At 66.8% G+C, this 25,938-nt stretch carries 27 protein-coding genes and 1 riboswitch; of the genes, 17 read left to right on the forward strand and 10 right to left on the reverse strand.

Annotation, left to right across the window (positions count from 1 at the left end; genetic code table 11):
• Positions 1-2: 2 nt before the first annotated feature.
• The 4 genes from gcvH to GGC47_RS03360 form a co-directional block, all read right to left on the reverse strand.
• Positions 3-377, reverse strand: a complete 375-nt coding sequence (gcvH, locus tag GGC47_RS03345; RefSeq protein WP_038360938.1) for a glycine cleavage system protein GcvH — start codon at positions 375-377, stop codon at positions 3-5.
• 32 nt (positions 378-409) lie between these two features.
• Positions 410-1,558, reverse strand: coding sequence for a glycine cleavage system aminomethyltransferase GcvT (gcvT, locus tag GGC47_RS03350; RefSeq protein WP_038360935.1), 1,149 nt, complete (start codon positions 1,556-1,558; stop codon positions 410-412).
• Between the two features lie 160 nt (positions 1,559-1,718).
• A riboswitch (glycine riboswitch) is annotated at positions 1,719-1,816 on the reverse strand.
• Between the two features lie 76 nt (positions 1,817-1,892).
• Positions 1,893-2,495, reverse strand: a complete 603-nt coding sequence (locus GGC47_RS03355; protein WP_051987687.1) for a hypothetical protein — start codon at positions 2,493-2,495, stop codon at positions 1,893-1,895.
• A complete protein-coding gene (locus tag GGC47_RS03360; protein WP_142020149.1) occupies positions 2,492-3,001 on the reverse strand; it encodes an invasion associated locus B family protein in 510 nt (169 codons plus the stop codon). The genes GGC47_RS03355 and GGC47_RS03360 overlap by 4 nt, the downstream gene beginning before the upstream one ends.
• A 352-nt stretch (positions 3,002-3,353) precedes the next feature.
• Here GGC47_RS03360 and coxB point away from each other — a divergent pair, with 352 nt between their 5' ends.
• The 12 genes from coxB (at position 3,354) to GGC47_RS03420 (ending at position 16,358) form a co-directional block, all read left to right on the forward strand.
• Positions 3,354-4,235 (forward strand): cytochrome c oxidase subunit II, encoded by an 882-nt coding sequence (gene coxB, locus GGC47_RS03365; RefSeq protein WP_038360930.1) that lies wholly within the window; start codon positions 3,354-3,356, stop codon positions 4,233-4,235.
• Positions 4,236-4,255: 20 nt separating this feature from the next.
• A complete protein-coding gene (gene ctaD, locus GGC47_RS03370) occupies positions 4,256-5,884 on the forward strand; it encodes a cytochrome c oxidase subunit I (protein WP_038360928.1) in 1,629 nt (542 codons plus the stop codon).
• A 150-nt stretch (positions 5,885-6,034) separates the two neighbouring features.
• Positions 6,035-6,979, forward strand: coding sequence for a heme o synthase (locus GGC47_RS03375; protein ID WP_142020148.1), 945 nt, complete (start codon positions 6,035-6,037; stop codon positions 6,977-6,979).
• On the forward strand, positions 6,976-7,149 hold the full coding sequence (locus GGC47_RS03380; protein WP_166652956.1) for a hypothetical protein: 174 nt from the start codon (positions 6,976-6,978) through the stop codon (positions 7,147-7,149). The genes GGC47_RS03375 and GGC47_RS03380 overlap by 4 nt, the downstream gene beginning before the upstream one ends.
• Entirely contained in the window at positions 7,149-7,769 is a 621-nt protein-coding gene (locus GGC47_RS03385; RefSeq protein WP_112762904.1) for a cytochrome c oxidase assembly protein, read from the forward strand. Before GGC47_RS03380 ends, GGC47_RS03385 begins: the two co-directional genes overlap by 1 nt.
• 53 nt (positions 7,770-7,822) lie before the next feature.
• A complete protein-coding gene (locus tag GGC47_RS03390) occupies positions 7,823-8,686 on the forward strand; it encodes a cytochrome c oxidase subunit 3 (protein ID WP_112762905.1) in 864 nt (287 codons plus the stop codon).
• Between the two features lie 75 nt (positions 8,687-8,761).
• On the forward strand, positions 8,762-9,136 hold the full coding sequence (locus tag GGC47_RS03395; protein ID WP_038360917.1) for a DUF983 domain-containing protein: 375 nt from the start codon (positions 8,762-8,764) through the stop codon (positions 9,134-9,136).
• Positions 9,133-9,897 carry an SURF1 family protein gene (locus tag GGC47_RS03400; protein WP_112762906.1) on the forward strand — a complete coding sequence of 255 codons (765 nt, stop codon included), beginning with the start codon at positions 9,133-9,135 and terminating at the stop codon, positions 9,895-9,897. Before GGC47_RS03395 ends, GGC47_RS03400 begins: the two co-directional genes overlap by 4 nt.
• Before the next feature lie 85 nt (positions 9,898-9,982).
• Positions 9,983-11,398, forward strand: a complete 1,416-nt coding sequence (gene thrC, locus GGC47_RS03405; protein ID WP_142020147.1) for a threonine synthase — start codon at positions 9,983-9,985, stop codon at positions 11,396-11,398.
• Between the two features lie 32 nt (positions 11,399-11,430).
• Entirely contained in the window at positions 11,431-12,735 is a 1,305-nt protein-coding gene (locus GGC47_RS03410) for a M16 family metallopeptidase (RefSeq protein WP_038362286.1), read from the forward strand.
• 6 nt (positions 12,736-12,741) lie between these two features.
• Positions 12,742-13,341 (forward strand): GNAT family N-acetyltransferase, encoded by a 600-nt coding sequence (locus GGC47_RS03415; RefSeq protein ID WP_142020146.1) that lies wholly within the window; start codon positions 12,742-12,744, stop codon positions 13,339-13,341.
• A 116-nt stretch (positions 13,342-13,457) separates the two neighbouring features.
• Positions 13,458-16,358, forward strand: coding sequence for an EAL domain-containing protein (locus GGC47_RS03420; protein ID WP_038362283.1), 2,901 nt, complete (start codon positions 13,458-13,460; stop codon positions 16,356-16,358).
• Between the two features lie 196 nt (positions 16,359-16,554).
• Here the strand turns inward: GGC47_RS03420 and GGC47_RS03425 are convergent, their stop codons facing one another.
• Complete coding sequence (locus tag GGC47_RS03425) at positions 16,555-17,166, reverse strand: YqgE/AlgH family protein (protein WP_051987685.1); 612 nt, start codon at positions 17,164-17,166, stop codon at positions 16,555-16,557.
• Positions 17,167-17,340: 174 nt separating this feature from the next.
• Between GGC47_RS03425 and GGC47_RS03430 the strand changes: the two genes are divergently transcribed.
• Positions 17,341-18,204, forward strand: a complete 864-nt coding sequence (locus GGC47_RS03430) for a protein-disulfide reductase DsbD domain-containing protein (RefSeq protein ID WP_051987684.1) — start codon at positions 17,341-17,343, stop codon at positions 18,202-18,204.
• 50 nt (positions 18,205-18,254) lie between these two features.
• Positions 18,255-18,740 carry a peroxiredoxin gene (locus tag GGC47_RS03435; protein WP_038360910.1) on the forward strand — a complete coding sequence of 162 codons (486 nt, stop codon included), beginning with the start codon at positions 18,255-18,257 and terminating at the stop codon, positions 18,738-18,740.
• A 202-nt stretch (positions 18,741-18,942) separates the two neighbouring features.
• Here the strand turns inward: GGC47_RS03435 and GGC47_RS03440 are convergent, their stop codons facing one another.
• Positions 18,943-19,230 (reverse strand): hypothetical protein, encoded by a 288-nt coding sequence (locus GGC47_RS03440; RefSeq protein WP_210323606.1) that lies wholly within the window; start codon positions 19,228-19,230, stop codon positions 18,943-18,945.
• Between the two features lie 115 nt (positions 19,231-19,345).
• On the opposite strand from GGC47_RS03440, the gene GGC47_RS03445 reads away from it, so the two are divergent.
• The gene (locus GGC47_RS03445) at positions 19,346-19,795 is read left to right on the forward strand and encodes a GNAT family N-acetyltransferase (RefSeq protein WP_112762909.1); all 450 of its coding nucleotides are present in this window, start codon (positions 19,346-19,348) and stop codon (positions 19,793-19,795) included.
• 195 nt (positions 19,796-19,990) lie between these two features.
• The gene (locus GGC47_RS03450) at positions 19,991-21,013 is read left to right on the forward strand and encodes an LLM class flavin-dependent oxidoreductase (protein WP_133562249.1); all 1,023 of its coding nucleotides are present in this window, start codon (positions 19,991-19,993) and stop codon (positions 21,011-21,013) included.
• A 151-nt stretch (positions 21,014-21,164) separates the two neighbouring features.
• Here the strand turns inward: GGC47_RS03450 and phnE are convergent, their stop codons facing one another.
• The 4 genes from phnE to psrA all read right to left on the reverse strand — a co-directional run bounded on the left by phnE (position 21,165) and on the right by psrA (position 24,865).
• Positions 21,165-21,968 carry a phosphonate ABC transporter, permease protein PhnE gene (gene phnE / locus GGC47_RS03455; RefSeq protein WP_133562251.1) on the reverse strand — a complete coding sequence of 268 codons (804 nt, stop codon included), beginning with the start codon at positions 21,966-21,968 and terminating at the stop codon, positions 21,165-21,167.
• A gap of 15 nt (positions 21,969-21,983) precedes the next feature.
• Entirely contained in the window at positions 21,984-22,793 is an 810-nt protein-coding gene (gene phnC, locus GGC47_RS03460) for a phosphonate ABC transporter ATP-binding protein (protein ID WP_112762913.1), read from the reverse strand.
• Between the two features lie 29 nt (positions 22,794-22,822).
• On the reverse strand, positions 22,823-23,698 hold the full coding sequence (gene phnD / locus GGC47_RS03465) for a phosphonate ABC transporter substrate-binding protein (RefSeq protein ID WP_112762914.1): 876 nt from the start codon (positions 23,696-23,698) through the stop codon (positions 22,823-22,825).
• A 78-nt stretch (positions 23,699-23,776) separates the two neighbouring features.
• Positions 23,777-24,865 carry an iron-containing alcohol dehydrogenase PsrA gene (gene psrA / locus GGC47_RS03470; protein ID WP_142020144.1) on the reverse strand — a complete coding sequence of 363 codons (1,089 nt, stop codon included), beginning with the start codon at positions 24,863-24,865 and terminating at the stop codon, positions 23,777-23,779.
• A 108-nt stretch (positions 24,866-24,973) separates the two neighbouring features.
• Here psrA and GGC47_RS03475 point away from each other — a divergent pair, with 108 nt between their 5' ends.
• Complete coding sequence (locus tag GGC47_RS03475; RefSeq protein ID WP_038360894.1) at positions 24,974-25,867, forward strand: LysR substrate-binding domain-containing protein; 894 nt, start codon at positions 24,974-24,976, stop codon at positions 25,865-25,867.
• Positions 25,868-25,938 lie beyond the last annotated feature (71 nt).

Raw genomic sequence — 25,938 nt, forward strand, 5'->3', positions numbered from 1 at the left:
CATCAGAGCGTCTTCACGTAATTCTGGTACTCGTCCTCGCTCATCAGCGCGTCGAGCTCGGCTGCGTCCGTGAGCTTGATCTTGAGGAACCAGCCCTTGCCGGCCGGGTCCTCGTTGACGGTGCCCGGCGCGGCTTCGAGCTCGCCATTGACCTCGACGACCTCGCCGGAAACCGGGGCGTAGACCTCCGAAGCGGCCTTGACGCTCTCGACCACCGCGGCCTCGCCGCCCTTGCTCAGCGCCTTGCCGACCGTCGGCAGCTCGACGAAGACGACGTCGCCGAGCTGGGACTGGGCGTAGTCGGAAATGCCGACCGTGCCGGTGTCACCCTCGATGCGGATATATTCATGGTCCTTGGTGTAGCGGGTCTCGGCCATGGTTTCCTCCTGGCGAAAATCGGGAAATCGGATCAGCGCTTGTAACCGTTGGGGACGAAGGGCATCGGCGCCACGACAGCCGGCAGCGGCTTGCCACGCACGATGAGGTTGAGCTTGGTGCCCGGCGCGGAATGGGCCTTGGCGACATAGCCCATGGCGAGCGGGCCGTTCAGCGTCGGGCCGAAGCCGCCCGAGGTCACGGTGCCGATCACCTCGCCCTCAGGCGTCGCGATCTCCGTGCCTTCGCGGGCCGGGGCGCGGCCTTCCGGCAGCAAGCCGACGCGGATGCGGGACGTGCCCTCGGCCAGTTCGCGCTGGATGCGCGCGGCGCCGGGGAAGCCGCCCTCCTCGCGGCGGCGCTTCTGGATCGACCAGTTGAGCGCGGCCTCGATCGGCGAGGTCGTGGTGTCGATGTCGTGGCCGTAGAGGCACAAGCCCGCTTCGAGCCGTAGCGAATCGCGGGCACCGAGGCCGATCGGCTTGACGTTGGCATCGAGCAGCAGCGTGTCCCAGATCTCGCCGATCTTCGCCGCTGCGGCAGAAATCTCGTAGCCGTCCTCGCCGGTATAGCCGGAGCGGCTGACATTGGCCTTGATGCCGGCGACCTTCATGGTGCGCGAGGTCATGAAGCCCATCTCGGCGGCTTCCGGCGCGATGGCCGCGAGCGCGGCTTCGGCGCCCGGCCCCTGCAGCGCGATCAGGCCGCGATGCTCGGCCTTGATGAGCTTCACGTTGGCCGGCAGGCGCGCCTCGATATGGGCGTAGTCGGCATCCTTGCAGGCGGCGTTGACGACGAGATAGAGCGCGCCGTCCTCATCGGGGTCGATCGAGCGCGTGATCATCAGGTCGTCGAGGATGCCGCCCTCCTCGTTCAGAAGCTGCGAGTAGCGCTGCTTGCCGGGGGCGAGATTGACGATATCGGCGGGAATCAGCGCTTCCAGCGCCTTGGCCGTGGTCTCGTGATCGGGGCCGATCAGGAAGCACTGGCCCATATGCGAGACGTCGAAGAGCCCGGCCTTGTCGCGCGTCCAGTTGTGCTCGGTCAGGATGCCCGTCGGATACTGCACCGGCATGTCATAGCCGGCGAAGGGCACCATGCGGGCGCCGAGCGCGACATGGCGCGCATGAAGCGGGGTCTTGAGCACCACGGCATCCGTGGCATCGGCGGCTTCGGCAGCCATGGCGGCCCCTTCCAGAGTCGAGCGCAAGCCCCGGACGGAACTGTCCGGAACGCGCCCCCTCTGTCTCGGAACCTGAGAGATTTCCCCGCCCCGGCCAACTCAGCCGGACAGGTTACACCCGTCGGTGGGCGGAATCGCTTCCGCCACTTTCCAGAGCGCCAACTCCCCAGCGGTCCTTTTGCCTGAGCGTTTCCGGGGCGGTTGCGCCTTCGGCGCCGGCCCTGACGGATCAGGCCCGGTCTCTCCCGCGGGGATATGCGGCTTCGGGCACAGATACAGAAGGCGCCGGCCCAGTCAATCCGGGCGGCGCCTTCTTTCACGGCAATGCCTGCCGTTATCGACGGCGATGGCGGGCCGGTGTCGCCGCGCCGCCCTGCCCCAGGCCGACGATGATCTCGACGTCGCTCTTGCCGGGCGGCACGGTGATGCCCTCCTCGACATGGGTGAAGTCGACGCCGCCCTGCCCGGACGGGATCGTCCCGCCGACGCGCGCGCCGCGACGTGCGACGACATCGGTGCCGCGCGTCACCGTCGTGGTCAGCGTGGCGCCGTAGTTGCCGGCACCGCCAGCCGGGCCGAGCAGGATGCGGCCCTCGACGCCGACCTTGAGGCGGAAGCCGCCATTGCCGGTCGGCGTGCATTCGCGCGCGACGTTGGTGATCGAGATCTGGTAGCGCAGGCCGCTCGAATCCTGCCCGGCCTGGGCCCGGATCGCGGCGCCGCCATCGGCGACGATGACCTCCGGACAGACGACCGTCATGTCGTCCTCGTCCTTCGGCAGCTGGTCCGCCGGCGGCGGGGTGGCGGACTGGAACATCAGCATGTTGAGCGCCGTGCTGCCGGCGGAGGATGATGAGGGCGAGCCGCAGCCGGCAAGGCCCAGGCAGAGCAGCGGCAGAGCGAGCCAGCGGCTCCGGTCAAGGGTTCGATCGATCACGGCAAAGCCTCCACGCCAGGGCCGAAGCCGTTGAGCGAAACGGGCACGCCCACCCCCTCCTCCGGCGTCTGGAATACGATGAATGTCGCGCTCTTGCCGCTCTTGAGCTGGCCAAGCAGCGCATCGTCCATGACGACCTCGGCGACGCAGCCGGTGGTCAGGCAGCGGACGAAGCCGGCGCGGCCGATATCCTTGTCGTCGATCTTGAGGCCGAGCCCCGAGGGCAGCAGCACGCCGAGCGGAGCGACGACGCGCAGGAGCCGGCTCTTCTGGTCGGCCGTCTTCAGCACGATGACGAGGAGCGTGAGATTCGGGCGATCCTCGGCGGCGACGTTCTGGACGAGCGCGCATTGCTCGGCCTTGGCGCCGGGCGGCACCTCGCAGCGCATCTGCCAGTCGCCATGTGTCGAGCGCACCGTACCCTGCGCATAAGCGGGACCGGCGGCGAGGCCGGCCGCCATGAGCGCCAGCACCAGCGCACCAAGCGCCCCCAGGATCCTCTTCATCCCTGCCATCCTTCCAAATCGCATCTTGCGACACAAACCACAGCAGGAACGCAGGATTCGGGCGAAAGCCCGGCCGCGCCACGAAATCCCACCGCCATCAACATAAAACGCGTTCGGACCATGCAGGCCCGGTCCTGTCAAGGCGGACCGCGCCCCGATGCCGCACTTCAAACCCCACCTCGCGTGCTTATGCCGCACGACATGAGGCGCAGCCGGCATTGTCCCTCTGGCGCAAGCGTGATCTTTGATTTATCGCAATCCCGAAGAGCAGGGCGACCTCACGGTCGCCCCTTCGTGCATGGACCCGAGCTCCGGCTCCCATGCAGGTCGATTGAGGAGCTATGTCGGACCGATGCGATTTCTGAGCAGGACCCTTGCAACCGCCGCGCTCGCGGCCCTTGCAGCCATCGCGCTGGCGACCGTCCCGGCTTTCGCCGGCACCGGCATGCCCACTCCCTGGCAGATGAATCTGCAGGGCGCGGCGACCCCCGTCTCGGATTACATCCACTGGTTCCACGACTGGCTGAACATCATCATCTTCGTGGTCACGCTCTTCGTGCTCGCGCTGCTGGTCTATGTGATCTTCCGCTTCAACGAGAAGGCCAACCCGGTCCCCTCCAAGACCACGCATAACGCCTTGCTCGAAGTGGCCTGGACCGTGATCCCGGTCCTGATCCTGGTCGTGATCGCCATCCCCTCCTTCCGCCTGCTCAAGCTGCAGCTCGAGGTGCCGAAGGCCGACATGACCATCAAGGTCACCGGCAAGCAGTGGTACTGGTCCTATGAATACGCGCAGGACAACGCCGCCGCCTTCGGCTTCGATTCGCTGATGCTCGACGAGAAGCAGCGCGCCGAGGCGATCGCCTCCAAGAAGATCGCCGCCGATGAGGCGCCCCGCCTGCTCGCCGTCGACAACGAGGCGGTCGTCCCGGTCGGCAAGATCGTCCGGGTCCAGGTCACCGGCGCCGACGTCATCCACAAATTCACGGTGCCGTCCTTCGGCATCAAGATCGACGCCATCCCCGGCCGCCTGAACGAGACCTGGTTCATGGCCGAGCGCGAGGGCATCTATTACGGCCAGTGCTCGTTCATCTGCGGCCAGAACCACTCCTACATGCCGATCGCCTTCCGCGTCGTCAGCCAGGAGCGCTATGCCGCCTGGCTGACGGAGGCGAAGCAGAAATTCGCCAATGCCGAAGATGCGGGCCGCAAGCTCGCCGCGGCCTCGAAGTAATTCGCCGAGGAGACTAGACCATGGCAACCGCGGCACCGCACGCTCACGACCACGGACACGACGCAGCCCATGACCACCCGACCGGGTGGCGGCGCTGGCTTCTGTCCACCAACCACAAGGACATCGGGACCCTCTACCTGATCTTCTCGATCATTGCGGGCCTGGTCGGCGGCTTCCTGTCGATCATGATGCGCATCGAGCTCATGTATCCGGGCCTGCAGATCTTCTCGAGCGGCCAGACCTACAACGTCTTCGTCACCGGCCACGGCCTGATCATGATCTTCTTCATGGTCATGCCCGCCGTGATCGGCGGCTTCGGCAACTGGTTCGTGCCGCTGATGATCGGCGCGCCGGACATGGCCTTCCCGCGCATGAACAACATCTCGTTCTGGCTGACGGTCGCCGGTTTCGTGCTGCTCGTCATCTCGCTCTTCGTGCCCGGCGCGCCCGGCGCCAACGGCGTCGGCACGGGCTGGACGATCTATCCGCCGTTCTCGACGGCGGGCCATCCCGGGCCGTCGGTCGATTTCGGCATCCTGTCGCTGCACCTGGCGGGCGCGGCCTCGATCCTGGGCGCGATCAACTTCATCACCACGATCCTGAACATGCGCGCGCCTGGCATGACCATGCACAAGATGCCGCTGTTCGCCTGGGGCGTGCTGGTCACCGCCTTCCTGCTGCTGCTGGCGCTGCCGGTGCTCGCCGGCGCGATCACCATGCTGCTGACCGACCGCAACTTCGGCACCACCTTCTATGACCCGGCCGGCGGCGGCGACCCGATCCTGTACCAGCACCTGTTCTGGTTCTTCGGTCACCCCGAAGTCTACATCATGATCCTGCCGGCCTTCGGCATCGTCAGCCACATCATCTCGACCTTCTCGAAGAAGCCGATCTTCGGCTATCTCGGCATGGCCTACGCGATGGTCGCGATCGGCGTCGTCGGCTTCATCGTGTGGGCGCACCACATGTACACCGCCGGCCTTTCGCTCAACACGCAGCGCTATTTCGTGTTCGCGACGATGGTCATCGCGGTGCCGACCGGCATCAAGATCTTCTCCTGGATCGCGACGATGTGGGGCGGTTCGATCCGCTTCACCGCGCCGATGGTCTGGGCGATCGGCTTCATCTTCCTGTTCACCGTCGGCGGCGTCACCGGCGTGGTGCTGGCCAATGCCGGCGTCGATCGCTCGCTGCATGCGACCTATTACGTCGTGGCCCACTTCCACTACGTGCTGTCGCTCGGCGCCGTGTTCGGCATCTTCGCGGGCTTCTACTACTGGTTCCCGAAGATGAGCGGCTACATCATGCCGGACTGGATCGGCCGCCTGCACTTCTGGATCGCCTTCATCGGCGCGAACCTGCTGTTCTTCCCGCAGCACTTCCTCGGGCTCGCCGGCATGCCGCGTCATTATGTGGACTATCCGGATGCCTTCGCCGGCTGGCATTTCTGGTCGTCGATCGGCTCCTACATCTTCGCGGCTGGCCTCCTTGTCTGGCTCTACGGCATCGTGGTCGCGTTCAGCCGCAAGGAACTCGCCGGCAACAATCCGTGGGGCGAAGGCGCAACGACGCTGGAGTGGACGCTGTCCTCGCCGCCGCCCTTCCACCAGTTCGAGACGCTGCCGCGCATCACCGGCTCGGACCACTGAGACGACCGGCGGCGGACCTCAGGGTCCGCCGCCGCCCTTCCCCCGAGCGCCTCCCGAGAGGCGTTCCGGAGACGGGCGACCGCAAACCGCTCGCAATACCCCGGCCCACTGAACGGTGCCGATCCAAAGAGTACGAAGACGATCAGATCGATGTCCGCCGCGTTCGAAACCCACACCGAAGGCACCATCGCCTCCACCGGCGAGGCGCGCGATTTCTTCGCGCTGCTGAAGCCGCGGGTGATGTCGCTCGTCGTGGTGACGGCGCTGACCGGCATGGCGACGGCGCCCGGCACGGTGCACCCGGTGCTGGCGCTGGCGGCGCTGCTGGCGATCGCGGTCGGGGCCGGCGCCTCGGGCTGCCTCAACATGTGGTACGACGCCGATATCGACACGCTGATGAGCCGCACGGCCAAGCGCCCGATCCCGTCAGGCCGGATCCTGCCCTCCGAGGCGCTCGCCTTCGGGCTGACCCTCTCGGTCGGCTCCGTGCTGGTGCTCGGGCTCGTCGCCAACCTGCTCGCGGCGGCGATGTTGGCCTTCACCATCTTCTTCTATGCCGTCGTCTATTCGATGTGGCTGAAGCGCTGGACGCCGCAGAACATCGTCATCGGCGGTGCCGCCGGCGCCTTCCCGCCGATGATCGGCGAGGCGGTCGTCACCGGCCAGTTCGGCTGGCACTCGCTGGTGCTGTTCGCGATCATCTTCCTGTGGACGCCGCCGCATTTCTGGGCGCTGGCGCTGGTCAAATCCGCCGATTACGCCCGCGCCGGCATCCCTATGATGCCGAATGTCGCCGGCCCGGCCGCGACCCGCCGGCAGATCGTGCTCTATTCGCTGGTCATGGCGCCGGTCGCGGTGCTGCCGGCGCTGATGGGCTTCGGCGGACTGATCTATCTCGTGGTTTCGGTCACGACCGGGCTCGCCATGATCTGGCTTTCGATCCAGGTCTGGCGCCGCACCGAGGGGCAAGCCGCGATCAAGGCCTGCTGGTCGCTCTTCGGCTTCTCGATCCTCTATCTGTTCCTGCTCTTCGCGGTGCTGCTCGTCGAGAACGTCTTCGGCCTGATGTGGACGCTGCCGAAGGTGATCGGATGAGCGAGAATCACAACCGAAAGGTCGCGCCGGCGCCCTTCTCTCCGGAGGACATGGCGCGCCGTCGGCGCCGGAACCTGGCGCTCGCGCTGGTTCTGGCCGGGCTGGTGGTCTTCTTCTTCGTGGTGACGCTGGTGAAGACCGGCCCGGCCATCATGAACCGGCCGCTGTGATGACGAAGCCCTCCGACAGCCGCGTGGCGACGCATTCCGCGAAATCGACCCGCACGGCGCTGATCTGCGTCGGCGTCGCCTTCGGCATGCTCGGCATGTCCTTCGCGGCCGTGCCGCTCTACGACCTGTTCTGCAAGGTCACCGGCTTCGGCGGCACGCCGCAGATCGGCACCGCCGCGACCGGCAAGGTGCTGGACCGCTTCATCTCCGTGCGTTTCGACGCGAATGTCGCGCCCGGCCTCGGCTGGAAGTTCGAGGCCGAGAGCCCCGAGATCAGCGCGCAGGTCGGCATCACCCAGACGGTGTTCTACAAGGTCACGAATCGCTCCGACCGCACGGTGACGGGCATCGCGACCTACAATGTCACGCCCGAGCAGAGCGCGGCCTATTTCGTGAAGATCCAGTGCTTCTGCTTCACCGAGCATACGCTGAAGCCGGGCGAGAGCTTCGAGGCGCCGGTGGTGTTCTACATCGACCCGGAAATCGCGCAGAATCGCGATCTCGACGGCATCAAGGCCATCACCCTTTCCTACACCTACTTCGCCTCCAAGGCAGGGCAGCCGGTCGCCGAGGACCAGGCCGGCACCGCCAAGGGTGACGCGAAGAATCCGAAACTGTAAAAGCGCGCTCACAGAGAGCGCGGACAAGAAGTCGCACGCGGAGACCGAATACGATGGCCGGGGCCCATACGAAGCACCACGATTACCACCTCGTCGATCCGAGCCCGTGGCCGCTCATCGGCGCGACCAGCGCGACCATCATGGCGATCGGCGCCGTGATGTGGATGAAGGCCCTGCCGGTCGGCGGCCTGCATATCGGCCCGCTGGTCTTCGGCGTCGGCATGCTCGGCGTGCTCTACACCATGCTGTCCTGGTGGATGGACGTGATCCGCGAGGCGGAGAAGGAAGGCCATCACACCCGCGTGGTGCAGCTCCATCACCGCTACGGCATGATCATGTTCATCGCCTCCGAGGTGATGTTCTTCGTCGCCTGGTTCTGGGCCTATTTCGACGCGAGCCTGTTCTCCTACGAGCAGATCAATTTCCTGCGCCACGACTTCACCGGTGGCGTCTGGCCGCCGAAGGGCATCGAGACCTTCGATCCCTGGCATCTGCCGCTGCTCAACACGCTGATCCTGCTGACCTCCGGCACCACCGTGACCTGGGCGCACTACGCCCTGATCAACAATGACCGGGCCGGCCTGAAGCAGGGCCTGTGGCTGACCGTGATCCTCGGCCTGCTGTTCACGCTGTGCCAGGCCTACGAATATTCGCATGCGGCCTTCGCCTTCAGCGGCAACATCTACGGCGCCACCTTCTTCATGGCGACCGGCTTCCACGGCGCGCATGTCATCATCGGCACGATCTTCCTGGCGGTGTGCCTCTACCGGGCCTATCTTGGCCACTTCAAGCCGGAGCAGCATCTCGGCTTCGAGTTCGCCGCCTGGTACTGGCACTTCGTCGACGTGGTCTGGCTGTTCCTGTTCGTCTCGATCTATGTCTGGGGCGCTGGCGCACAGACCGCTGCCGGGCACTGACCGGCTGCCGCGCGCCCGGCGGTCGCGCTGACAGAAGGCGGCCGCGAGGCCGCCTTTTTCGTTCAGGAGGCATCAATGGCCGAACCTCAACCCTCCCTTCCCTCCCCCTATGCGACGGGGCTCGCCGGGCGCTGCCCGCGCTGCGGCGAGGGCGCGCTTTTCGACGGCTTCCTCAAGCTTAAGCCGCGCTGCAGCGCCTGCGGGCTCGACTACAAATTCGCCGATTCCGCCGACGGGCCGGCCGTGTTCATCATGCTGATCGCAGGCTTCGTGGTGCTGGGGGCGGCGCTCTATGTCGAGATCGCCTATGAGCCGCCGATCTGGCTGCATCTCGCCATCTGGCTGCCGCTCGCGATCGCCATCTGCCTCGCGCTGCTGCGGCCGATGAAGGGGCTCGCGGTGGCGCTGCAATACGTCAACAAGGCCGAGGAAGGCAGGCGCGAGAAGTGACCTCCCCGTCAGCCAAGGCGAAGAGACCCGGCCTGCTGCTACCGGGGCTCCTGACCGTTCTGGGCGCCGTAGTGCTTTGCGGGCTCGGCACCTGGCAGCTCGAGCGGATGCAGGAGAAGCGCGCCTATATCGACCGGCTCGAGACCCAGTCCGCGGGCGCCCCGGCGCCGATGCCGCCGAGCGCCGACTGGGCGAAGCTCGACGCCGGCGCGCTCGACCTGACCCATGTGGTCGCCAAGGGCAGCTATACCGACGAGCATGTCGCGGGCGTGCGCACCACGATCGCGGCGGGACCGCCGGGAACACGCCAGCTCTCCGGCTTCGGGCGCTGGATCTTCCAGGGCTTCAGGCTGGAGGATGGCGGCGTCATCCTCGTCAATCGCGGCTTCGTCCCCGAAAGCAAATTCGGGCAGATCCGTCCCGCTTCCGGCCCGGACACGATCCGCGGCTTCCTGCGCGCGCCCGAGACGCGCAACGCCTTCACACCGGCGGACCTGCCGGCGATCCGCGAGTTCTACACCCGCGACCCCGCGGCCATCGCCGCCGCCCTCAACCTGCCGCCGGCGCCCTTCTATCTGGAGGCCGAGCGTGAGGGCGACGGGCTGACGCCGCCGGCCGGCGTCGATGTGCGCGAGCTGATCGGGCGCATTCCCGACAACCACCTGCAATATGCGCTGACCTGGTTCGCGCTCGCACTGACGCTGGTCGGGGTGTTCGGAGCTTATGCCTGGCAGGGTCGGAAAGGCACCGGCTCGGCCTGAGACCGCAGGATCGACATCAAACGGTTTTGCCCAAAGCAGCAGACCGGCCTATAGCATCAGATATAGATCAAAGAGGCCCAAGACCGTGCTGCATGTCTCCACCCGGGGCGAAGCCCCGGCGCTCAGCTTTTCCGACGCGCTCCTGACCGGGCTCGCCCGCGACGGCGGACTTTATCTGCCGCAGAGCTGGCCCACGCTCGACGCCGCCGAGATCGCCGGCTTTTCCGGCAAGTCCTATGCGGCCGTGGCAGAGCGCGTCATCGGCGCGCTGAGCGACGGCGATGTCGAGCCGAAGGCGCTCGGCCGGATGATCCACGACGCCTATGCCGGCTTCCGGCATCCGGCCGTCTGCCCGCTGACGCAGATCGGCGACAACCTCTTCGTGCTCGAACTCTTCCACGGCCCGACGCTCGCCTTCAAAGACGTGGCGATGCAGCTTCTCGGCCGGCTGATGGACCACACGCTCGGCCTGCGCGGCCAGCGCGCCACCATCGTCGGCGCGACCTCCGGCGATACGGGCAGCGCGGCCATCGACGCCTTCAAGGGGCTGAAGAGCGTCGACGTCTTCATCCTCTATCCGCAGGGCCGTGTCTCGGACGTGCAGCGCCGGCAGATGACCACGGTCGATGCGGAGAACGTCCACGCCATCGCGGTCGAAGGCACCTTCGACGACTGCCAGAACCTGGTGAAGGCGATGTTCAACCATCACGCCTTCCGCGACGAGATCGGCCTGTCCGGCGTCAATTCGATCAACTGGGCGCGCATCGCCGCGCAGGTGGTCTATTACTTCACGGCGGCGGTTTCGCTCGGCGCGCCCGCCCGCAAGGTGTCCTTCGCAGTGCCGACCGGCAATTTCGGCGACATCCTCGCCGGCTGGGTCGCCAAGCGGATGGGCTTGCCCGTCGAGCGCCTGACGATCGCGACCAACAGCAACGACATCCTGCCCCGCACGCTGGCGAGCGGCGTCTACGAGATGCGTGGCGTCCAGGCGACGACCTCGCCTTCGATGGACATTCAGATCTCCTCCAATTTCGAGCGGCTGCTGTTCGAGGCGCATGGGCGCGACGGCGCCGCCGTGCGGCGGTTGATGCAATCGTTGCAGCAGTCCGGCCGCTTCGAGATCGGGCCCGAGCCGCTCGCCCGCATCCGCAGCGAGTTCGAGGCGACGGCGCTCAGCGAGAGCGAGATCGCCGCCGAGATCCGCCAGACCTGGACCGAGAGCGGCTACCTCGCCGATCCGCACACCGCCATCGGCATCGGCGCCGCCCGCCAGAAGCTCGCCCGCGACGCGGCAACGCCAACGATCGTGCTCGGCACCGCCCATCCGGCCAAGTTCCCGGCCGCCGTGAAAGCGGCCAGCGGCGTCGAGCCGGTGCTTCCGGCGCATCTCGCCGATCTGATGGAGCGCAAGGAGCGGGTTACGTTGCTGCCGAACGACCTCGCGGCGATCGAGACCTTCGTGCGCGAGCATGCCCGCGCCGTGCGGGGGGCCGCGGCGTGAGCGTGGCCGCGCCCGCCGAGCTGGCCGAGATCGTGGCTCCCGACGAAAGCCGCGGCGCGCATGATCCCGATGTCGGCCTGACCACCCTGCCCTCGGGTCTGCGGATCGTCTCGCAGCACATGGAGCATGCGGCGACCGTCTCGCTGGGCATCTGGATCGGGGCCGGCTCGCGCGACGAGCTGCCCCATGAGCATGGCCTCGCCCATCTTCTGGAGCATATGGCCTTCAAGGGCACGGCAAGGCGCAGCGCCTTGCAGATCGCCGAGGAGATCGAGAGCGTCGGCGGCGACCTCAACGCCGCGACCAGCGTGGAATACACCTGCTACACCGCCCGCGTGCTCGGCGCCGACCTTGCGCTCGCGGTCGACATCCTCGCCGACATCGTCACCGCGCCGGCCCTCACCGAGGAGGAGCTGAAGCGCGAGAAGGGCGTGATCCTGCAGGAGATCTCGGCGGTGCAGGATACGCCGGACGACCTCGTCTATGATCGCTTCCTGCAGGCCGCCTTCCCCGACCAGCCGATCGGCCGGCCGATCCTCGGCACGGCGAAGACGGTGAAGGGCTTCACGCCCGACGCCATCCGCGCCTATCTCGCCCGGAACTACCATGCCGGGAACATGGTGCTGGCCGCATCCGGCGCCGTCGACCATGACGAGCTCGTCGCGCTCGCCCGCAAGCATCTCTCCGCCCTGCCCGCGCGGCCGGCGGTGCCGCTCATCCGCGAGCCCGGCGAGTATCGCGGCGGCGAGGCGCGGATCGGCAGCGACGAGGAGCAGGTGCATCTCGTGCTCGGCCTGCCCGGCCTGCCCTTCGCGCAAGGAGCGCATTATCCGCTGCAGATCTTCGCTTCCGTGCTCGGCGGCGGGCTGTCCTCGCGGCTGTTCCAGGAGGTGCGCGAACAGCGCGGCCTCGCCTATGCCATCGACGCCTTCCATTGGCCCTTCTCCGATTGCGGCGTTTTCGGCATCGGCGCCGGCACCGCGCCGGAGGATGCCAACGAGCTGATTGAGGTCGCGCTCGGCTGCCTGCGGCAAGCGGCGGAAGACGTGACCGAGGTCGAGGTCGCCCGCGCCCGCGCCCAGATGAAGGTCGGGCTGCTGGCTTCGCTCGAGAGCCCGGGCGGCAAGCTCGAGCAGATGGCGCGGCAGGTGCTGCTGTTCGGCCGGGCGATCCCGCGCGAGGAGCTCGCGGCGCGGCTCGATGCGGTGACGCTGGCGGATGTGCGCAATGCCGGCCGCTCGCTGCTCGGCCACCAGCCGACCATCGCGGCGATCGGCCCCCTCCATGGATTGCCGCCGGCGAAGCGACTGCGCCAGGCGGCGCGAGCGGCGGACTGAGCGACGATGGCACTCTTCCGTTTCCCGAGCGAGCCGCAGAGCCGCCCGTTGATCCGGACGCCGAATCTCTACCTGCGCGCGCCCTCCATCGACGACTTCGCCACCTGGGCGGTGCTGCGCATGGAAAGCCGCGAATTCCTGGCGCCCTGGGAGCCGACCTGGAACGAGGACGACCTCACCCGCAACGCCTTCCGGCTGCGCGCCAAGCGCGCCGCGCGCGAGATCTCCACGGACGAGGCCTATTCGCTCTTCATCTTCGAGAGCCATAGCGAAACCCTGCTCGGCGGGCTGACGCTGGGGCTGATCCGGCGCGGCGTCGCGCAGGCCTGTACGCTCGGCTACTGGATGGGCCAGCGCCATGCCGGCAAAGGGCACATGACCGAGGCCGTGCGCGGGGCGCTGCGCTTCGCCTTTTCGGAGCTGGCGCTCCACCGCGTCGAGGCGGCCTGCCTGCCCAATAACGAGCCGTCGCGACGATTGCTGGAGCGTGTCGGCTTCCAGCCCGAAGGGCTGGCGCGGGCCTATCTCAAGATCAACGGCGCCTGGGCCGATCACCTGCTCTATGCCGCCCTTTCCAACGACCGCCTGCCGGGGGCAAGCCGTTGACCGCGGCAGTGGACGGCAGGCGCGCCCTGCCTTGCCCTCGCCACGAGCGGCCGATAGGACTTTTGCTTCAATATCGAACGATCATATCCCGCCTGGTAGCCGAGCGCAGCTTGTCCATCTCCGAGCGAATTCTCCGGATCGGCCTCGCCGTCGCCGGTCTGGCCTTGTGGTTCTGCTGCGCCGGCATCGGGCCGGCAAACGCCGTCGACGCCGTCCGCGTGCCGGTCGACGCGCCGGTCATCGACCTCACCCACATCGTCGAGCGCAACAAATCCGACGGCGACGTCATCCAGATCTCGACCGCGCCGGGGCCGGACGGCATCGTGCGCCGCATCGCGGTGAAGGCGCGCGAATCCGGCGCCAGGCCGGACTGGATCGTCTTCGCGCTGACCAATGATTCCGACGAGCAGATCGACCGGCTGCTGGTCGCGCCCTTCCACCGGCTGATCGGATCGGGCGTGGTCTGGCCCGATCTCGGCGACCGGCGCATCGAAGCGGTGACGGCGAGCCAGGGCCTCTCGCCCGACCGCGAGGCCAGCCCCGATGCCGATGTCTTCCTGATCACGCTCGATCCGGGAACGACCGTCACCTTCGTGGCCGAGCTGAAATCGCCCAACCTGCCGCAGCTCTATCTCTACGAGCCGGACGCCTATCGCCAGAAGACCAACGGGCTGACGCTCTACAAGGGCATCATCATCGGCATCGCCGGCCTGCTGGCGCTGTTCCTGACCATCATCTTCGTGGTCAAGGGCGCGGTGATCTTCCCGGCTGCGGCGGCGCTGGCCTGGGCGGTGCTGGCTTATGCCGGGCTCGATTTCGGCTTCTTCCAGCGGCTCTTCCCACTCACACCGGCCATCGAGCGGATCTACCGGGCCGGCGCCGAGGTGGTGCTGGCGGCGACGCTGCTCGTCTTCCTCTTCGCCTATCTCAACCTGTCGCGCTGGCATGTGCGCTACGGCCACGTCACCATCGTCTGGATCCTCGGCCTCGCAGGCCTCGTCGGGCTCGCCGTCTTCGACGCGCCGATGGCGGCCGGCATCGCCCGCATCTCGATCGCGGCCGTGGCTGCCGTCGGCTTCGTGCTCGTGGTGCATCTGGCGACCCATGGTTATGAGCGGGCGGTGATGCTGATCCCGACCTGGTTCCTGCTCGCCGTCTGGGTGACGGCGGCCGGCTTCACCGTGACCGGGCAGTTTCAACGCGACCTCGTCGCGCCCGCCTTGCTCGGCGGCCTCGTCCTGATCGTGCTGCTGATCGGCTTCACCGTGATCCAGCACGCCTTCGCCGGCGGCGCGATCTCGCACGGTCTGGTCTCCGACACCGAGCGGCGGGCGCTGGCGCTCTCGGGCTCGGGCGACCTCGTCTTCGATTGGGACGTCAGCGGCGACAAGATCTTCGTCTCGCCGCAGATCGAGGCCCTGCTCGGCCTGGCCAAGGGCTCGCTCGAAGGCTCGGCCGCCCGCTGGCTGGAACACATGCATGTCGCCGACCGCGACCGCTACCGCGTCACGCTCGACGCGGTGCTGGAACAGCGGCGCGGCAAGCTCAATCTCGACGTGCGCCTGCGCGCCGCGAACGGCACCTATCACTGGGTCAACATCAAGGCCCGTCCGGTGCTCGGCTCGGACGGCGAGGTCATCCGCGTCATCGGCACGCTGGCGGATGTCACGGACCAGCGCACGGCGCAGGAACGGATGCTGCACGACGCCGTGCACGACAACCTGACCGGCCTGCCCAACCGCAAGCTGTTCCAGGACCGGCTCGGGGCTATCTTCGGCTTCACCCGCGCCGACGACAATATCCGCCCGACCGTGCTGGTCATCGATGTCGATCGCTTCAAGCAGGTCAACGAATCGGTCGGCTTCTCGGCCGGCGACTCGATCCTGCTGACGCTGGCGCGCCGGCTCGGCCGGCTGCTCCGGGCGCAGGACACGCTGGCCCGCATCGGCGGCGACACCTTCGCGATGATCCTCGTCTCGGAGCGCGATCCGGAGCGCATCCTGGCGCTGGCGGAACTCGTGCGCCGCGCCGTCTCGACGCCGATCACCTATGCCGAGCGCGAGATCGTGCTGACGCCCTCGATCGGGCTCGCCCTGTTCGACGCCCCGTCCGCCGCGCGCAAGGACGACGCGCTGAAGAACGCCGAGCTCGCCATGGCCCACGCCAAGCGCCAGGGCGGCAACCGGATCGAGATCTTCGTCCCGGCGATGCGGACAGACCGCAACGACCGGCTCGCGCTCGAAAGCGATTTGCGCAAGGCGATCGAGCGCAATGAGATCCAGGTGATGTACCAGCCGATCGTCAGGCTGGAGGACCGGACCATCGCCGGCTTCGAGGCGCTGGTGCGCTGGGACCATCCGCGCGAAGGCCGGCTGATGCCGCAGGACTTCCTCGCCATCGCCGAGGAGACCGGGCTCATCGTCGATCTCGGCATCTATGTCATGGACAAGACCGCGCGCGAGCTCGAGGCCTGGCAGGCCGCGCTCGAGGTCGACCCGCCGATCTTCGCCAGCGTCAACGTGTCGAGCCGCCAGCTCCTGCGGCACGACCTGCTGCATGACGTGAAGACCGTGCTCGGGCGCCGGCGCGTGCTGCCCGGCACGCTCAAGCTCGAGATCACCGAGAGCCTCGTGATGGAGAACCCGGAATATGCGGCGCAGATGCTGCAGCGCATCCGCGATCTCGGCGCCGGCCTCTCGCTCGACGATTTCGGGACGGGCTATTCCTCGCTGTCCTATCTCCAGCGCTTCCCCTTCGACACGATCAAGATCGACCAGAGCTTCGTGCGGCAGATGGGCAATGGCCGTCCGCCCGTGATCCTGCGCTCGATCGTGCAGCTCGCCTCCGACCTCAACATGGATGTCGTCGCGGAAGGAGCCGAGAGCGAGTCCGACGCGATCGAGCTCTACCAGCTCGGCTGCCAGTATGCGCAGGGCTACATCTTCGGCCAGCCGATGACGGCGGCGGAAGCCCGCCGCCTGATGGGCGCGACGGCCGCGGCGACCGAAGCGGCGTAAAGCTGGAGCTGACGCCCCCTCGGAAGAGACGACGAAGAAGCAGGGTCATCCCGGACGCAGCGAAGCGGAGATCCGGGATCCATGCCTGAGCATCAACCGGAAGAGTTCCGGCATGGATCCCGGGTCAAGCCCGGGATGACCCCGTGGTTCCGTGGACTGCCCGGAGACGGTCAAGCCCGAGCATGACGCCGGACCTTCACGCGTGCCCGGCCTCGCGCGACAGGAAAGCCGGATCGATACCGATCTTGCCCAGCGCGCGCTGGTATTTCGTCTCGACGCTCTCGTCGAAGAGCAGCGCGGGATCGGCCTCGCAATGCAGCCAGCCATTGGACTGGATCTCGGCCTCGAGCTGCCCGGCCGCCCAGCCGGCATAGCCCAGGGCGAGCACCGCGTTCTCCGGCCCGGTGCCGACGGCGATGGCTCTGAGGATGTCGAGCGTCGCGGTGAGGCAGATGCCGTCATCGATCGGCAACGTCGCCGATTCCAGGAAGAAATCGGCGGTGTGCAGGACGAAGCCGCGCTTGGTCTCGACCGGGCCGCCGCGCAGCACCTGCATCTTCTCCGCCCGGCTCGGCAGGCGGATGATTTCCTCCGACGGAATCACGTCGAGCTGGACGAGAAGGTCCGGGAATTTCGTATCCGCAGCCGGCTTGTTGACGATGATGCCCATCGCCCCGTCCTCGGAATGGGCGCAGACATAGACGACGCTGCGGCTGAAGCGCGTGTCCGTCATGCCGGGCATCGCGATCAGGCACTGCCCGTCGAGATAGCTGCGGCTGCCGAGGCGCGTTTGGGGGCCGATCTTCATGCCGCCATGCTAGATCACTTCCCGCGCACGGGAAACGCCGATCGGGCATAAAAAGCCGGCATCGCGATTGCGCCCCATTCTTCGACGAAGATCCGGCCCCGGTTTGTCGTCGCAATCATGTGAGAGGCAGAGGTTTTGTTCGCTTTTCGGCTTGGCACTGGTTAAGGCAAAGCTGTGATCCGGATCCTTCCCCTGCTGGCCCTCGCCCTTCTCGCCTTCGGCACGGTCGCCCAGGCGCAGGACGCCACGACCGAAGCCGCCACGTCGCCCTGGTCGACCGGCGAGCATGCGAGGTTGCGTCTCATCGCCGGCCCGACCACGCCGACCGGCAAACAGCGCGTCGGCGTCGAGATCGTGATGTCGCCGGGGTTCAAGACCTATTGGCGCACCCCCGGCGAGTTCGGCGTGCCGCCCGCCTTCGACTGGAGCGGGTCGACCAATATCGGCGGGCTCGACGTGCGCTGGCCGGTGCCGGAGCGCTTCCAGGACTCGGCCGGCTATTCGATCGGCTATGTCGGCGAGGTGGTGATCCCGATCTCGGTCCAGCCGGTCGATCCGTCGCGGCCGGTCATGGTCGTGCTCAAGCTCGATTATGCGGTCTGCGAGAAGATCTGCATCCCCGCCAGGGGCGAGGCCAGCCTGTGGCTCGAACCGGGCGTGACGACCGTGACCTCGCCGCGCCTGGAGAGCTACGAGGCGCGCGTTCCCGTTCCGGTGAAGCCGGGGCCGCATAACGGCAAGCTCGCCCTCCTCGACGTCGGGCTTGACGACACCGTCGTCGATCCCGGCCTCAAGCTCGTGCTGCAGACGCCGCCCGGGGGCAAGGTCGAGGACATCTTCGTCGAGGGTCCCGGCATGTGGTCCTTCGGCAAAACCCATCTGACGCCGGAGGCCGACGGCACCGTCACGGCCAAGATCAGGATCAACGACCGGCCCAAGGGCGTCGCCGGGCCGATCCCGCTGATCTTCACTGTGCGCGGCTCGCCCAAGCCGGTGGAGACGCGGCTCGACCTCGACATCCCCGCCGCCAAGCCGTAAGCCGTGAACCGGGCGGCGTCGATGCCGCGGGCTTTCTGGAGAACAGGCGCATGACCATCAAGGTGGGTGACAAGCTTCCGCAGGCGACGTTCCGGATCATGACCGCAGACGGCCCCGCCGCCAGGACGACGGACGAGCTGTTCAAGGGCAAGAAGGTCGTTCTCTTCGCCGTGCCCGGCGCCTTCACCCCGACCTGCCACCGCAACCATCTGCCCGGCTATGTCGGCAAGGCGGCCGAAATCAAGGAGAAGGGCGTCGACGCCATCATGGTGACCTCGACCAACGACGTCTTCGTGATGGACGCCTGGTCGAAGGCCACCGGCGGCGCCGGCGTGATCGAGTTCCTCGCGGACGGCAACGCCGATTTCGCCAAGGAGATCGGCCTGTCGATGGACGGCTCGGGCTTCGGCCTCGGCACCCGCTCGCAGCGTTACTCGATGATCGTCGAGGACGGCGTGGTGAAGGCGCTCAATGTCGAGGAAGCCGCCGGCAAGGCCGAGGCCTCCGGCGCCGAGACGATGCTCGGCCAGCTCTGAGCGGTTTTACGACCGAAAATTATCGAGCCCGCGCGATGCAATCGTGCGGGCTTTTTGTTGGGCGGCAGAGGGCAAGCCGTTCGGCAAGGCGAATGCCTGGAGCGGGATGGATGGCCGGGTTTCATGGAGCGCTGCTCGGGGTATCGCCATCGCACCAGGAACGGACCCCGGCTTTGGGCCCAAGGCCTTGCCGTAAACCCGGCTAACGGAGCTTGGCGATCCCAATTCCATCGAGTTTGGCGCGGTCCTTGATGGATTCCTCGCTACGGGTCATCGCTTTCGAAATCGCCTTCAGTGCCATGCCCTTCTTGGCGAGTAACTTTAGCTTCTCAAGTTCCTCATGTGTCCAGGGTTGGCGATGCCGTTCAAATCGCTCGGTCACAATGTGCTCCTGCTCTGCCGGGACATCTTCGGCATTCGCGCCATCTATAGCAGCGATCGCGACGAATTTGGTCGCAGGGATAGATGGTGCCGAATCCAGTGCCGCCAAGTCTGCGCCTCGCTTTCCCACAGCCGCACACCCTTCCGTTGATCCTTCCGATCTCGGCTTGTCATGAGACAAGGCACCAGGCAGGCGCTAGCTTCCTCCTTGGAGGAAGATGCCGATGCCTGAGATCACGATCCGCCCGCTTGCCGCCGCCGACCGCGCCGCCTGGACGCCGCTCTGGCATGGCTATCTGACCTTCTACAAATCGACGCTTCCCGCCGAACTCGACGACGTCACCTTCGGGCGATTGACCGGCGGCACGGAGCCGATGGGCGGCTTCATCGCCTTCCAGGGCGACAAGGCGCTGGGCATGACAAACTGGGTCATCCACCGCTCGACCTGGAGCGAACGGAACATCTGCTATCTGCAGGACCTGTTCACCGTTCCCGAGGCGCGCGGCACCGGCGTCGGCCGCAAGCTGATCGAGGCCGTGAACCAGATGGCCCGCGAGAAGAACTGCTTCCGCGTCTACTGGCAGACGCATGAAACCAATCTCCAGGCGCAGGAGCTCTACAACAAGGTCGCCGACAAATCGGGCTTCATCGTCTACCGGCAGCCGCTCGGCTGAGCGACGCCGCCGCTTGCAGGCGCGAGCATTTCGACTGCGCCGACGCAGAGCCATATTTGCGCCGGCGCAATCCCGATCTTCCACCGCTCGCCTATATGAGGGGCATGCTTTCCTGCGGCGCGTTGCGTAGCGTGTCGTCGGTCAATCCGCTCCCCGAACGCGGCATCGCCCGCGCTCCCTCAGAGGCGTGACGTCATGAAGAAGATCGGCTTCCTGTCCTTCGGCCACTGGACCCCCTCGCCTCAGTCGCAGACGCGCTCGGCCGGCGACACGCTGCTGCAATCGATCGATCTCGCCGTCGCAGCGGAGGAGCTCGGCGCGGACGGCGCCTATTTCCGCGTGCATCATTTCGCCCGGCAGCTCGCCTCCCCCTTCCCGCTGCTGGCGGCGGCCGGGGCGAAGACGAGCCGCATCGAGCTCGGCACCGCCGTGATCGACATGCGCTACGAGAACCCGCTCTACATGGCCGAGGATGCCGGCGCCGCCGATCTCATCGCCGGCGGGCGGCTGCAGCTCGGCATCAGCCGCGGCTCGCCGGAGCAGGTGATCGATGGCTTCCGCCATTTCGGCTACCAGCCCGCGGAAGGCCAGAGCGACGCCGATATGGGCCGCCGCCACGCCGAGGTCTTCCTCGACGTGCTGCGCGGCGAAGGCTTCGCTAAGCCCAATCCGCGCCCGATGTTCCCGAACCCGCCGGGGCTGCTCAGGCTCGAGCCGCATTCCGAGGGCTTGCGCGAGCGCATCTGGTGGGGCGCCGGTTCGAACGCCACCGCCATCTGGGCCGCCAAGCTCGGCATGAACCTGCAGAGCTCGACGCTGAAGAACGACGAGACCGGCGAGCCCTTCCACATCCAGCAGGCGAAGCAGATCCGCGCCTATCGCGAAGCCTGGAAGGAGGCCGGACACAGCCGCACACCGCGCGTCTCGGTGAGCCGCAGCATCTTCGCCCTCGTCGATGACCGCGACCGCGCCTATTTCGGCCGCGGCAATGAGGGCGACGATTCCATCGGCTTCATCGACGACACCACCCGCGCCATCTTCGGCCGCAGCTATGCGGCGGAGCCGGACAAGCTCGTCAAGGAGCTGGCACGGGACGAGGCGATCGCCGAGGCCGACACGCTGCTGCTCACCGTGCCGAACCAGCTCGGCGTCGATTACAACGCCCATGTGATCGAGGCGATCCTGAAGCATGTCGCGCCGCCGCTCGGCTGGCGCTGAGGCAAAAGCCACAGGCACCCCGCGCACGCACCTTCACCGCCCGCGCCGCCGCGTTCGTTCAAGAGTGAGGGCGTAGAACCGGCCGTTCGCAATGACGCCAGAACCAATCTTCGTGTGAAGCGTCATGATGCTTTCCTCGTGCGGGCGCCGATCAGCGGATCAGCGCCCTGACGCGGGACGAAACAAGGTCCGCCACCAGCACCATCGCCAGGATGACAAGGATGCAGGTCGCGGTGTCCTGGTACTTGAACAGCTTCATCGAGGAGACGAGCTCGAAGCCGATGCCGCCGGCACCGACCATGCCGAGGACCGTCGACTGCCGGACATTGGTCTCCAGCCGGTAGAAGATCGTCCCGAGCCAGGTCGGCAGGACCTGCGGCAGCACGCCGAAGAAGAAGGTCTTGAACGGGCCGACGCCAGCCGAACGGAAGGCCTCCAGCGGCCCCTCGTCGATATCCTCCATCGCCTCGGCGAAGAACTTGCCGAGCATGCCGGCGCCGTGGATGGCGAGCGCCAGGACGCCGGCGAAGGGGCCGAGACCGATGGCGGCGACGAAGATCAGCGCCAGGATGATCTCGTTGATGCCACGCAGGCAATTCAGCAGTTGCCGCGTCGCGTGGAAGATCGCCGGGCTCGGGCTGAGATTGCGCGCGGCGAAGAAGCAGATCGGCAGCGAGATGACGACGCCAAGCAGCGTGCCCCAGACCGCGACCTGCAGGCTCTCCAGCGCCGGTTTCCACAAGCGTTCGAGGAATTCCGGGTTGGGCGGCACCATCCGGACGAGGAAATCCCACATATAGGGGATGCCGTTCCAGAGGTTGCTGGCGTTGATCTGGGAGCCGACCGCGGCCCACCACAGGAAGACGAGGATAGCGAGCGCGATCGCGCCGACGCCCCACCAGCCGAAGCGACCCTGCGGCGGGCGAATGACGAGTTGCAGCGTTCCGAAGGACATGGGTCTAGCCTCCCGTCAGGCGATAGCAGGGGCGATGATCGGCGCCAGCACGGGCTGGCTCACCGGACGCGGCTTGAGCACGCGGCTGATGCCGGGATCTTCGAGGCCGGGATAGATCTGGTGGACGATCTCGGAGGTGAGGTGGTCGGGCGTATCGTCGAAGATCACCCGACCTCCGCTCAGGCCGACGATGCGCTCGCCGAACTCGACGGCGTAATCGACCTGGTGGAGGTTGCAGATCACGGCGATCCCCTCCGCCTTGCAGATCGCCTTGAGGTAACCGAGCACGATGCGCGAGGTCTTGGGATCGAGGCTCGCCACCGGTTCGTCGCAGAGAATCACCGCCGGCTGCTGCGCCAGCGCGCGGGCGATGCCGACGCGCTGCTGCTCGCCGCCGGAGAGCTGGTCGCCGCGCGCATTCGCCTTGTGGGCGAGCTCGACCCGCGCCAGGCAGTCCATCGCGATCGCGACGTCCTGCCGCGGGAAGAGCTGCAGCATGCTCAGGAAGGAGGACAGGCCGGCCATGCGGCCGACCAGCACGTTCTTCAGCACCGACAGGCGCTTCACCAGATTATGGTGCTGGAAGATCATCGCCACCCGGCGCTTGCCGGCTGCTCCGCGCTTGAGGTCGAGCACCTTGCCGTCGATGACGGTCCGCCCGGCATCGGGCTGCGCCAACCCGTTGATGCAGCGCAGCAGGGTCGACTTGCCGGCACCGCTGGGGCCGAGCACGACGAGGAACTCGCCGGCTTTGACGCTGAGGTCGATGCCCTGCAGCACCGGGCGGCCGGCATAGGACTTCTTCAGGCCTTCGATCTTGATCATGTCGCGTTCTCCGCCGGTCGCGTCCGCGACTACTTCATCTTGGTGAGATCGAGCTTCAGCACCTTCGCCGTCTCGCGAATGATGTCGTAGGCCTGATCGTTGGTCTCGACGAAGCGGTTGAGCTTGCCCTGGTCGGCCCAGGTGATGTCCCGGATGTTCAGGAAGGCGGATTTGATCTGCGCCTTCAGATCCTCGGGCAGGTTCTTGCGCCAGCAGGTCGGCGATTCCGGGATCGGGTCGGACTGCCAGACGACCTGGATGTCGGCCGGATCGACCAGCTTCTTCTGCACGGCCGTATCGAAGATGCGGTCGGCGATCGTCGCCGCATCCACGCGCTTGTTGGCGACGGCGAGCGCGTTGGCGTCGTGCGAACCGGTGAAGAGGACACGGCCGAAATCCTTCTCGGGATCGAAGCCGAGCTTCATCAGGCCGGCCTTCGGGAAGAGATGCCCCGAGGTCGAGGAGGGATCGACGAAGGCGAAGGTGCGGCCCTTGAGGTCCTTGACCTCCTTGATGCCACTGTCCTTCCGCGTGATGATCAGGCTGCGATAGTAGCTGCGGCTGGATTTGGCCGTCTCGGCGGTCGCGAAGGCCTCGATCGCCGCGACCGTGGTGCCGAGCACATAGGAGAACGGGCCGAGATAGGCGACGTCGACATGGTTCGAGCGCATCGCTTCGATCACGCCGTTATAGTCCGAGGCGACGAAGCCCTGGACGGGGATGCCGAGGTTCTTCTGGAGGGCGTCAAGGAGCTGCTGGCTCGATTCCAGCATCGCCCGCGAATCCTCGGACGGTATCAGCCCGACGCGGACCTGTTTCGTCTCTGCCCGAACCAGAGACGGCATCGCCAGCAGCGTGCCCCCGGCCAGCGAGCTCTTCAAAATCGTCCGACGCGTGATGGTCATGTCATCCTCCCAAGATGATCCGGCGATCTTTTGATCTGCCGGTGAACCGTTGCGGGCGCCGTTGCCCCTTGCTTGATCTCAGGCGGCCATGGCCGCCTGCCTTCCGATGAAGTTGCGACCGCGCTCGCCTTCGAGCGCCTTGCCAACGAGGCGGTTCCACTCGGGCGGCGAGACGCCGTAGGCGGTGGGGTCTGTCGAGACGCCGAGATTGCGCAGGAAGGCGCCGAGCCGCTCGGCGCCCGCTTCGAGGTCCGGGCCGAAGACGCGGCGCAGCGCGGCGTCGCATTGCGGCTCAGCGCCCATCGCCCAGCGCATCACGATCGGCAGCGAGAAGGAGCAGGCGATGCCGTGGATCGTGCCGCTCTTCAGCGTGATGTCGTAGGAGATATTGTGAGCGAGCGCGGTCTTGGTGTTGGAGAAGGCGAGCCCCGCCAGCAGGCTCGCCCGCATCTGCCGCGTCCGGAGCTCGACATCGTCGAGGCGCTCCAGCAGGCGCGGCAAGGTGTCGATGATCTCCCTGGCAGCCTCGACCGCATAATTGGCGGAGACCGGATTGCCATTGACGTTCCAGATGCTTTCCAGCGCATGCGAGAGCGCATCGAGCCCGGTCGCGAGCGTGAGGCCGCGCGGCGCGCCGACCGTCAGGGTGGGGTCGAGAACCGCCGTCTCCGGATAAAGCCGGGGATGGGCGAGCGAGTACTTGCTGCCATTGGCGGCGTCCCAGACCGTCGCCCAGGACGTGACCTCGCTGCCGGTGCCCGCCGTCGTCGGCACGGCGATGATCGGAAGGATCGCGCTCTCGTCGAGCGGCTTCTTCTCGACGAGATGGCGGCGCACGGTCTCGAAATCGCCGCCGCTGGCGGCCAGCACCTTCGCGGCGTCGATCATCGAGCCGCCGCCGAGAGCAACGATCACCTCGGCCGGCTCGGCCGCGCCGAACTGCTGGCAAGACAGCGCGAGGTCGGCGCAGTCCGGGTTGGTCTCGATATTGGTGATCGACACGACAGGTGCGCCGGCGACCGCCGTCAGGCGGGCGGAGAGTTCGCGGAAGATGGGCTGGTCATAGGTGACGAGGGCCCAGCGCCGGTTACCGATCAGGCTTGCGACCTCATCGAGCAGGCCGTTGCCGGACCGGATCTTCACGGGGTTCCAATACGCCCAGGTCATGCGTTTCCATCCTCGCGATGCGCCTTGCCGGCTTTGTTGCGAGGATGCTCTCCGAAGCCAGACCTTATGACAAATTGATTTTTTGATCAGATTGGATAGATTTTTACTATGCGTTACACTCAGCTCAGATCATTCCATCTCGTGGCAGGCTCGGGCGGCTTCAACGCCGCCGCCGACGCCTTCCATATCAGCCAGCCGACCCTGACGGCGCAGGTCGGCGCGCTGGAGGAGGAGTTCGGCGTCGAGCTCTTCGTCAAGCGCGGCCGGCGGCGCGAGCTCAGCGATACCGGCCGGCAGCTTCTGGCCATCACCACCCGGCTTTTCGCCGAGGAAGCCGAGGTGCTCGCCTTCCTGACGGAAACGCGGGAATTGCGGACCGGGCGCCTGTCGATCAGCGCCGTCGGGCCGTTCCACGTCACGGAGATGCTGGCCGCCTTCAACCAGGCCTATCCGGAGATCGAGCTCGCCGTGAAGCTGGGGAACTCCGCCGAGGTCCTCGACGATCTCGCCAGTTACCGATGCGACGTGGCCGTCCTCGCCTATATCGACGAAGACGACCGCCTTCTGACCATGCCCTACAGGCGTCACCCCGTCGCCGTGTTCGTGCGCCGCGACCATCGCTTCGCCGAACGCGACACCATCCGGCTGACGGAGCTGGAGGGCGAGCCGATGATCGTGCGCGAACAGGGTTCGACAACGCGACGCGCCTTCGAGGATGCACTCTCCAGAACCGGCACGAAGCCGCGCTTGATGATGGAGATCGGCAGCCGCGAAGCCATTCGCGAGGCGGTGATCCATGGCCTCGGCATCAGCTATGTTTCCGAAGCCGAATTCGTGCCGGACGAGAACCTCAAACTGATCCGGATCGAAGGTGCCGAAGTCTATACTTACGCGCATGTGGTCGTGCTGAAACAGCGTGAATCCAGCCGGATCATCAAGGCGTTTCTCAATGTCGTGCAGAGCGCCCGCGACGCTTTCGACGCCGTCGCAGCCAAACAGTGATCATCGCGAAGGCGGAATGTTGGCTTCGGCTTCGTCGCATAAAGGACGGCCATGGAGACACGGGCCCGCCC

Origin of the sequence: Allobosea sp. OAE752, assembly GCF_050433265.1 — a bacterium.
In the GTDB taxonomy this organism is placed as follows: Bacteria; Pseudomonadota; Alphaproteobacteria; order Rhizobiales; family Beijerinckiaceae; genus Allobosea; species Allobosea spartocytisi.

Excerpts from the sequence above, each read along its gene's own strand:
- GGC47_RS03380 (WP_166652956.1), top strand. The coding sequence starts at position 6,976 with ATGAGCGAGAATCACAACCGAAAGGTCGCGCCGGCGCCCTTCTCTCCG.
- GGC47_RS03360 (WP_142020149.1), bottom strand. The coding sequence starts at position 3,001 with ATGAAGAGGATCCTGGGGGCGCTTGGTGCGCTGGTGCTGGCGCTCATG.
- ctaD (WP_038360928.1), top strand. The coding sequence starts at position 4,256 with ATGGCAACCGCGGCACCGCACGCTCACGACCACGGACACGACGCAGCC.
- GGC47_RS03435 (WP_038360910.1), top strand. The coding sequence starts at position 18,255 with ATGACCATCAAGGTGGGTGACAAGCTTCCGCAGGCGACGTTCCGGATC.
- gcvH (WP_038360938.1), bottom strand. The coding sequence starts at position 377 with ATGGCCGAGACCCGCTACACCAAGGACCATGAATATATCCGCATCGAG.
- phnE (WP_133562251.1), bottom strand. The coding sequence starts at position 21,968 with ATGTCCTTCGGAACGCTGCAACTCGTCATTCGCCCGCCGCAGGGTCGC.
- phnC (WP_112762913.1), bottom strand. The coding sequence starts at position 22,793 with ATGATCAAGATCGAAGGCCTGAAGAAGTCCTATGCCGGCCGCCCGGTG.
- GGC47_RS03415 (WP_142020146.1), top strand. The coding sequence starts at position 12,742 with ATGGCACTCTTCCGTTTCCCGAGCGAGCCGCAGAGCCGCCCGTTGATC.
- GGC47_RS03450 (WP_133562249.1), top strand. The coding sequence starts at position 19,991 with ATGAAGAAGATCGGCTTCCTGTCCTTCGGCCACTGGACCCCCTCGCCT.
- GGC47_RS03385 (WP_112762904.1), top strand. The coding sequence starts at position 7,149 with ATGACGAAGCCCTCCGACAGCCGCGTGGCGACGCATTCCGCGAAATCG.
- GGC47_RS03390 (WP_112762905.1), top strand. The coding sequence starts at position 7,823 with ATGGCCGGGGCCCATACGAAGCACCACGATTACCACCTCGTCGATCCG.
- GGC47_RS03425 (WP_051987685.1), bottom strand. The coding sequence starts at position 17,166 with ATGAAGATCGGCCCCCAAACGCGCCTCGGCAGCCGCAGCTATCTCGAC.
- GGC47_RS03395 (WP_038360917.1), top strand. The coding sequence starts at position 8,762 with ATGGCCGAACCTCAACCCTCCCTTCCCTCCCCCTATGCGACGGGGCTC.
- GGC47_RS03475 (WP_038360894.1), top strand. The coding sequence starts at position 24,974 with ATGCGTTACACTCAGCTCAGATCATTCCATCTCGTGGCAGGCTCGGGC.
- phnD (WP_112762914.1), bottom strand. The coding sequence starts at position 23,698 with ATGACCATCACGCGTCGGACGATTTTGAAGAGCTCGCTGGCCGGGGGC.
- coxB (WP_038360930.1), top strand. The coding sequence starts at position 3,354 with ATGCGATTTCTGAGCAGGACCCTTGCAACCGCCGCGCTCGCGGCCCTT.
- psrA (WP_142020144.1), bottom strand. The coding sequence starts at position 24,865 with ATGACCTGGGCGTATTGGAACCCCGTGAAGATCCGGTCCGGCAACGGC.
- GGC47_RS03375 (WP_142020148.1), top strand. The coding sequence starts at position 6,035 with ATGTCCGCCGCGTTCGAAACCCACACCGAAGGCACCATCGCCTCCACC.
- GGC47_RS03445 (WP_112762909.1), top strand. The coding sequence starts at position 19,346 with ATGCCTGAGATCACGATCCGCCCGCTTGCCGCCGCCGACCGCGCCGCC.
- gcvT (WP_038360935.1), bottom strand. The coding sequence starts at position 1,558 with ATGGCTGCCGAAGCCGCCGATGCCACGGATGCCGTGGTGCTCAAGACC.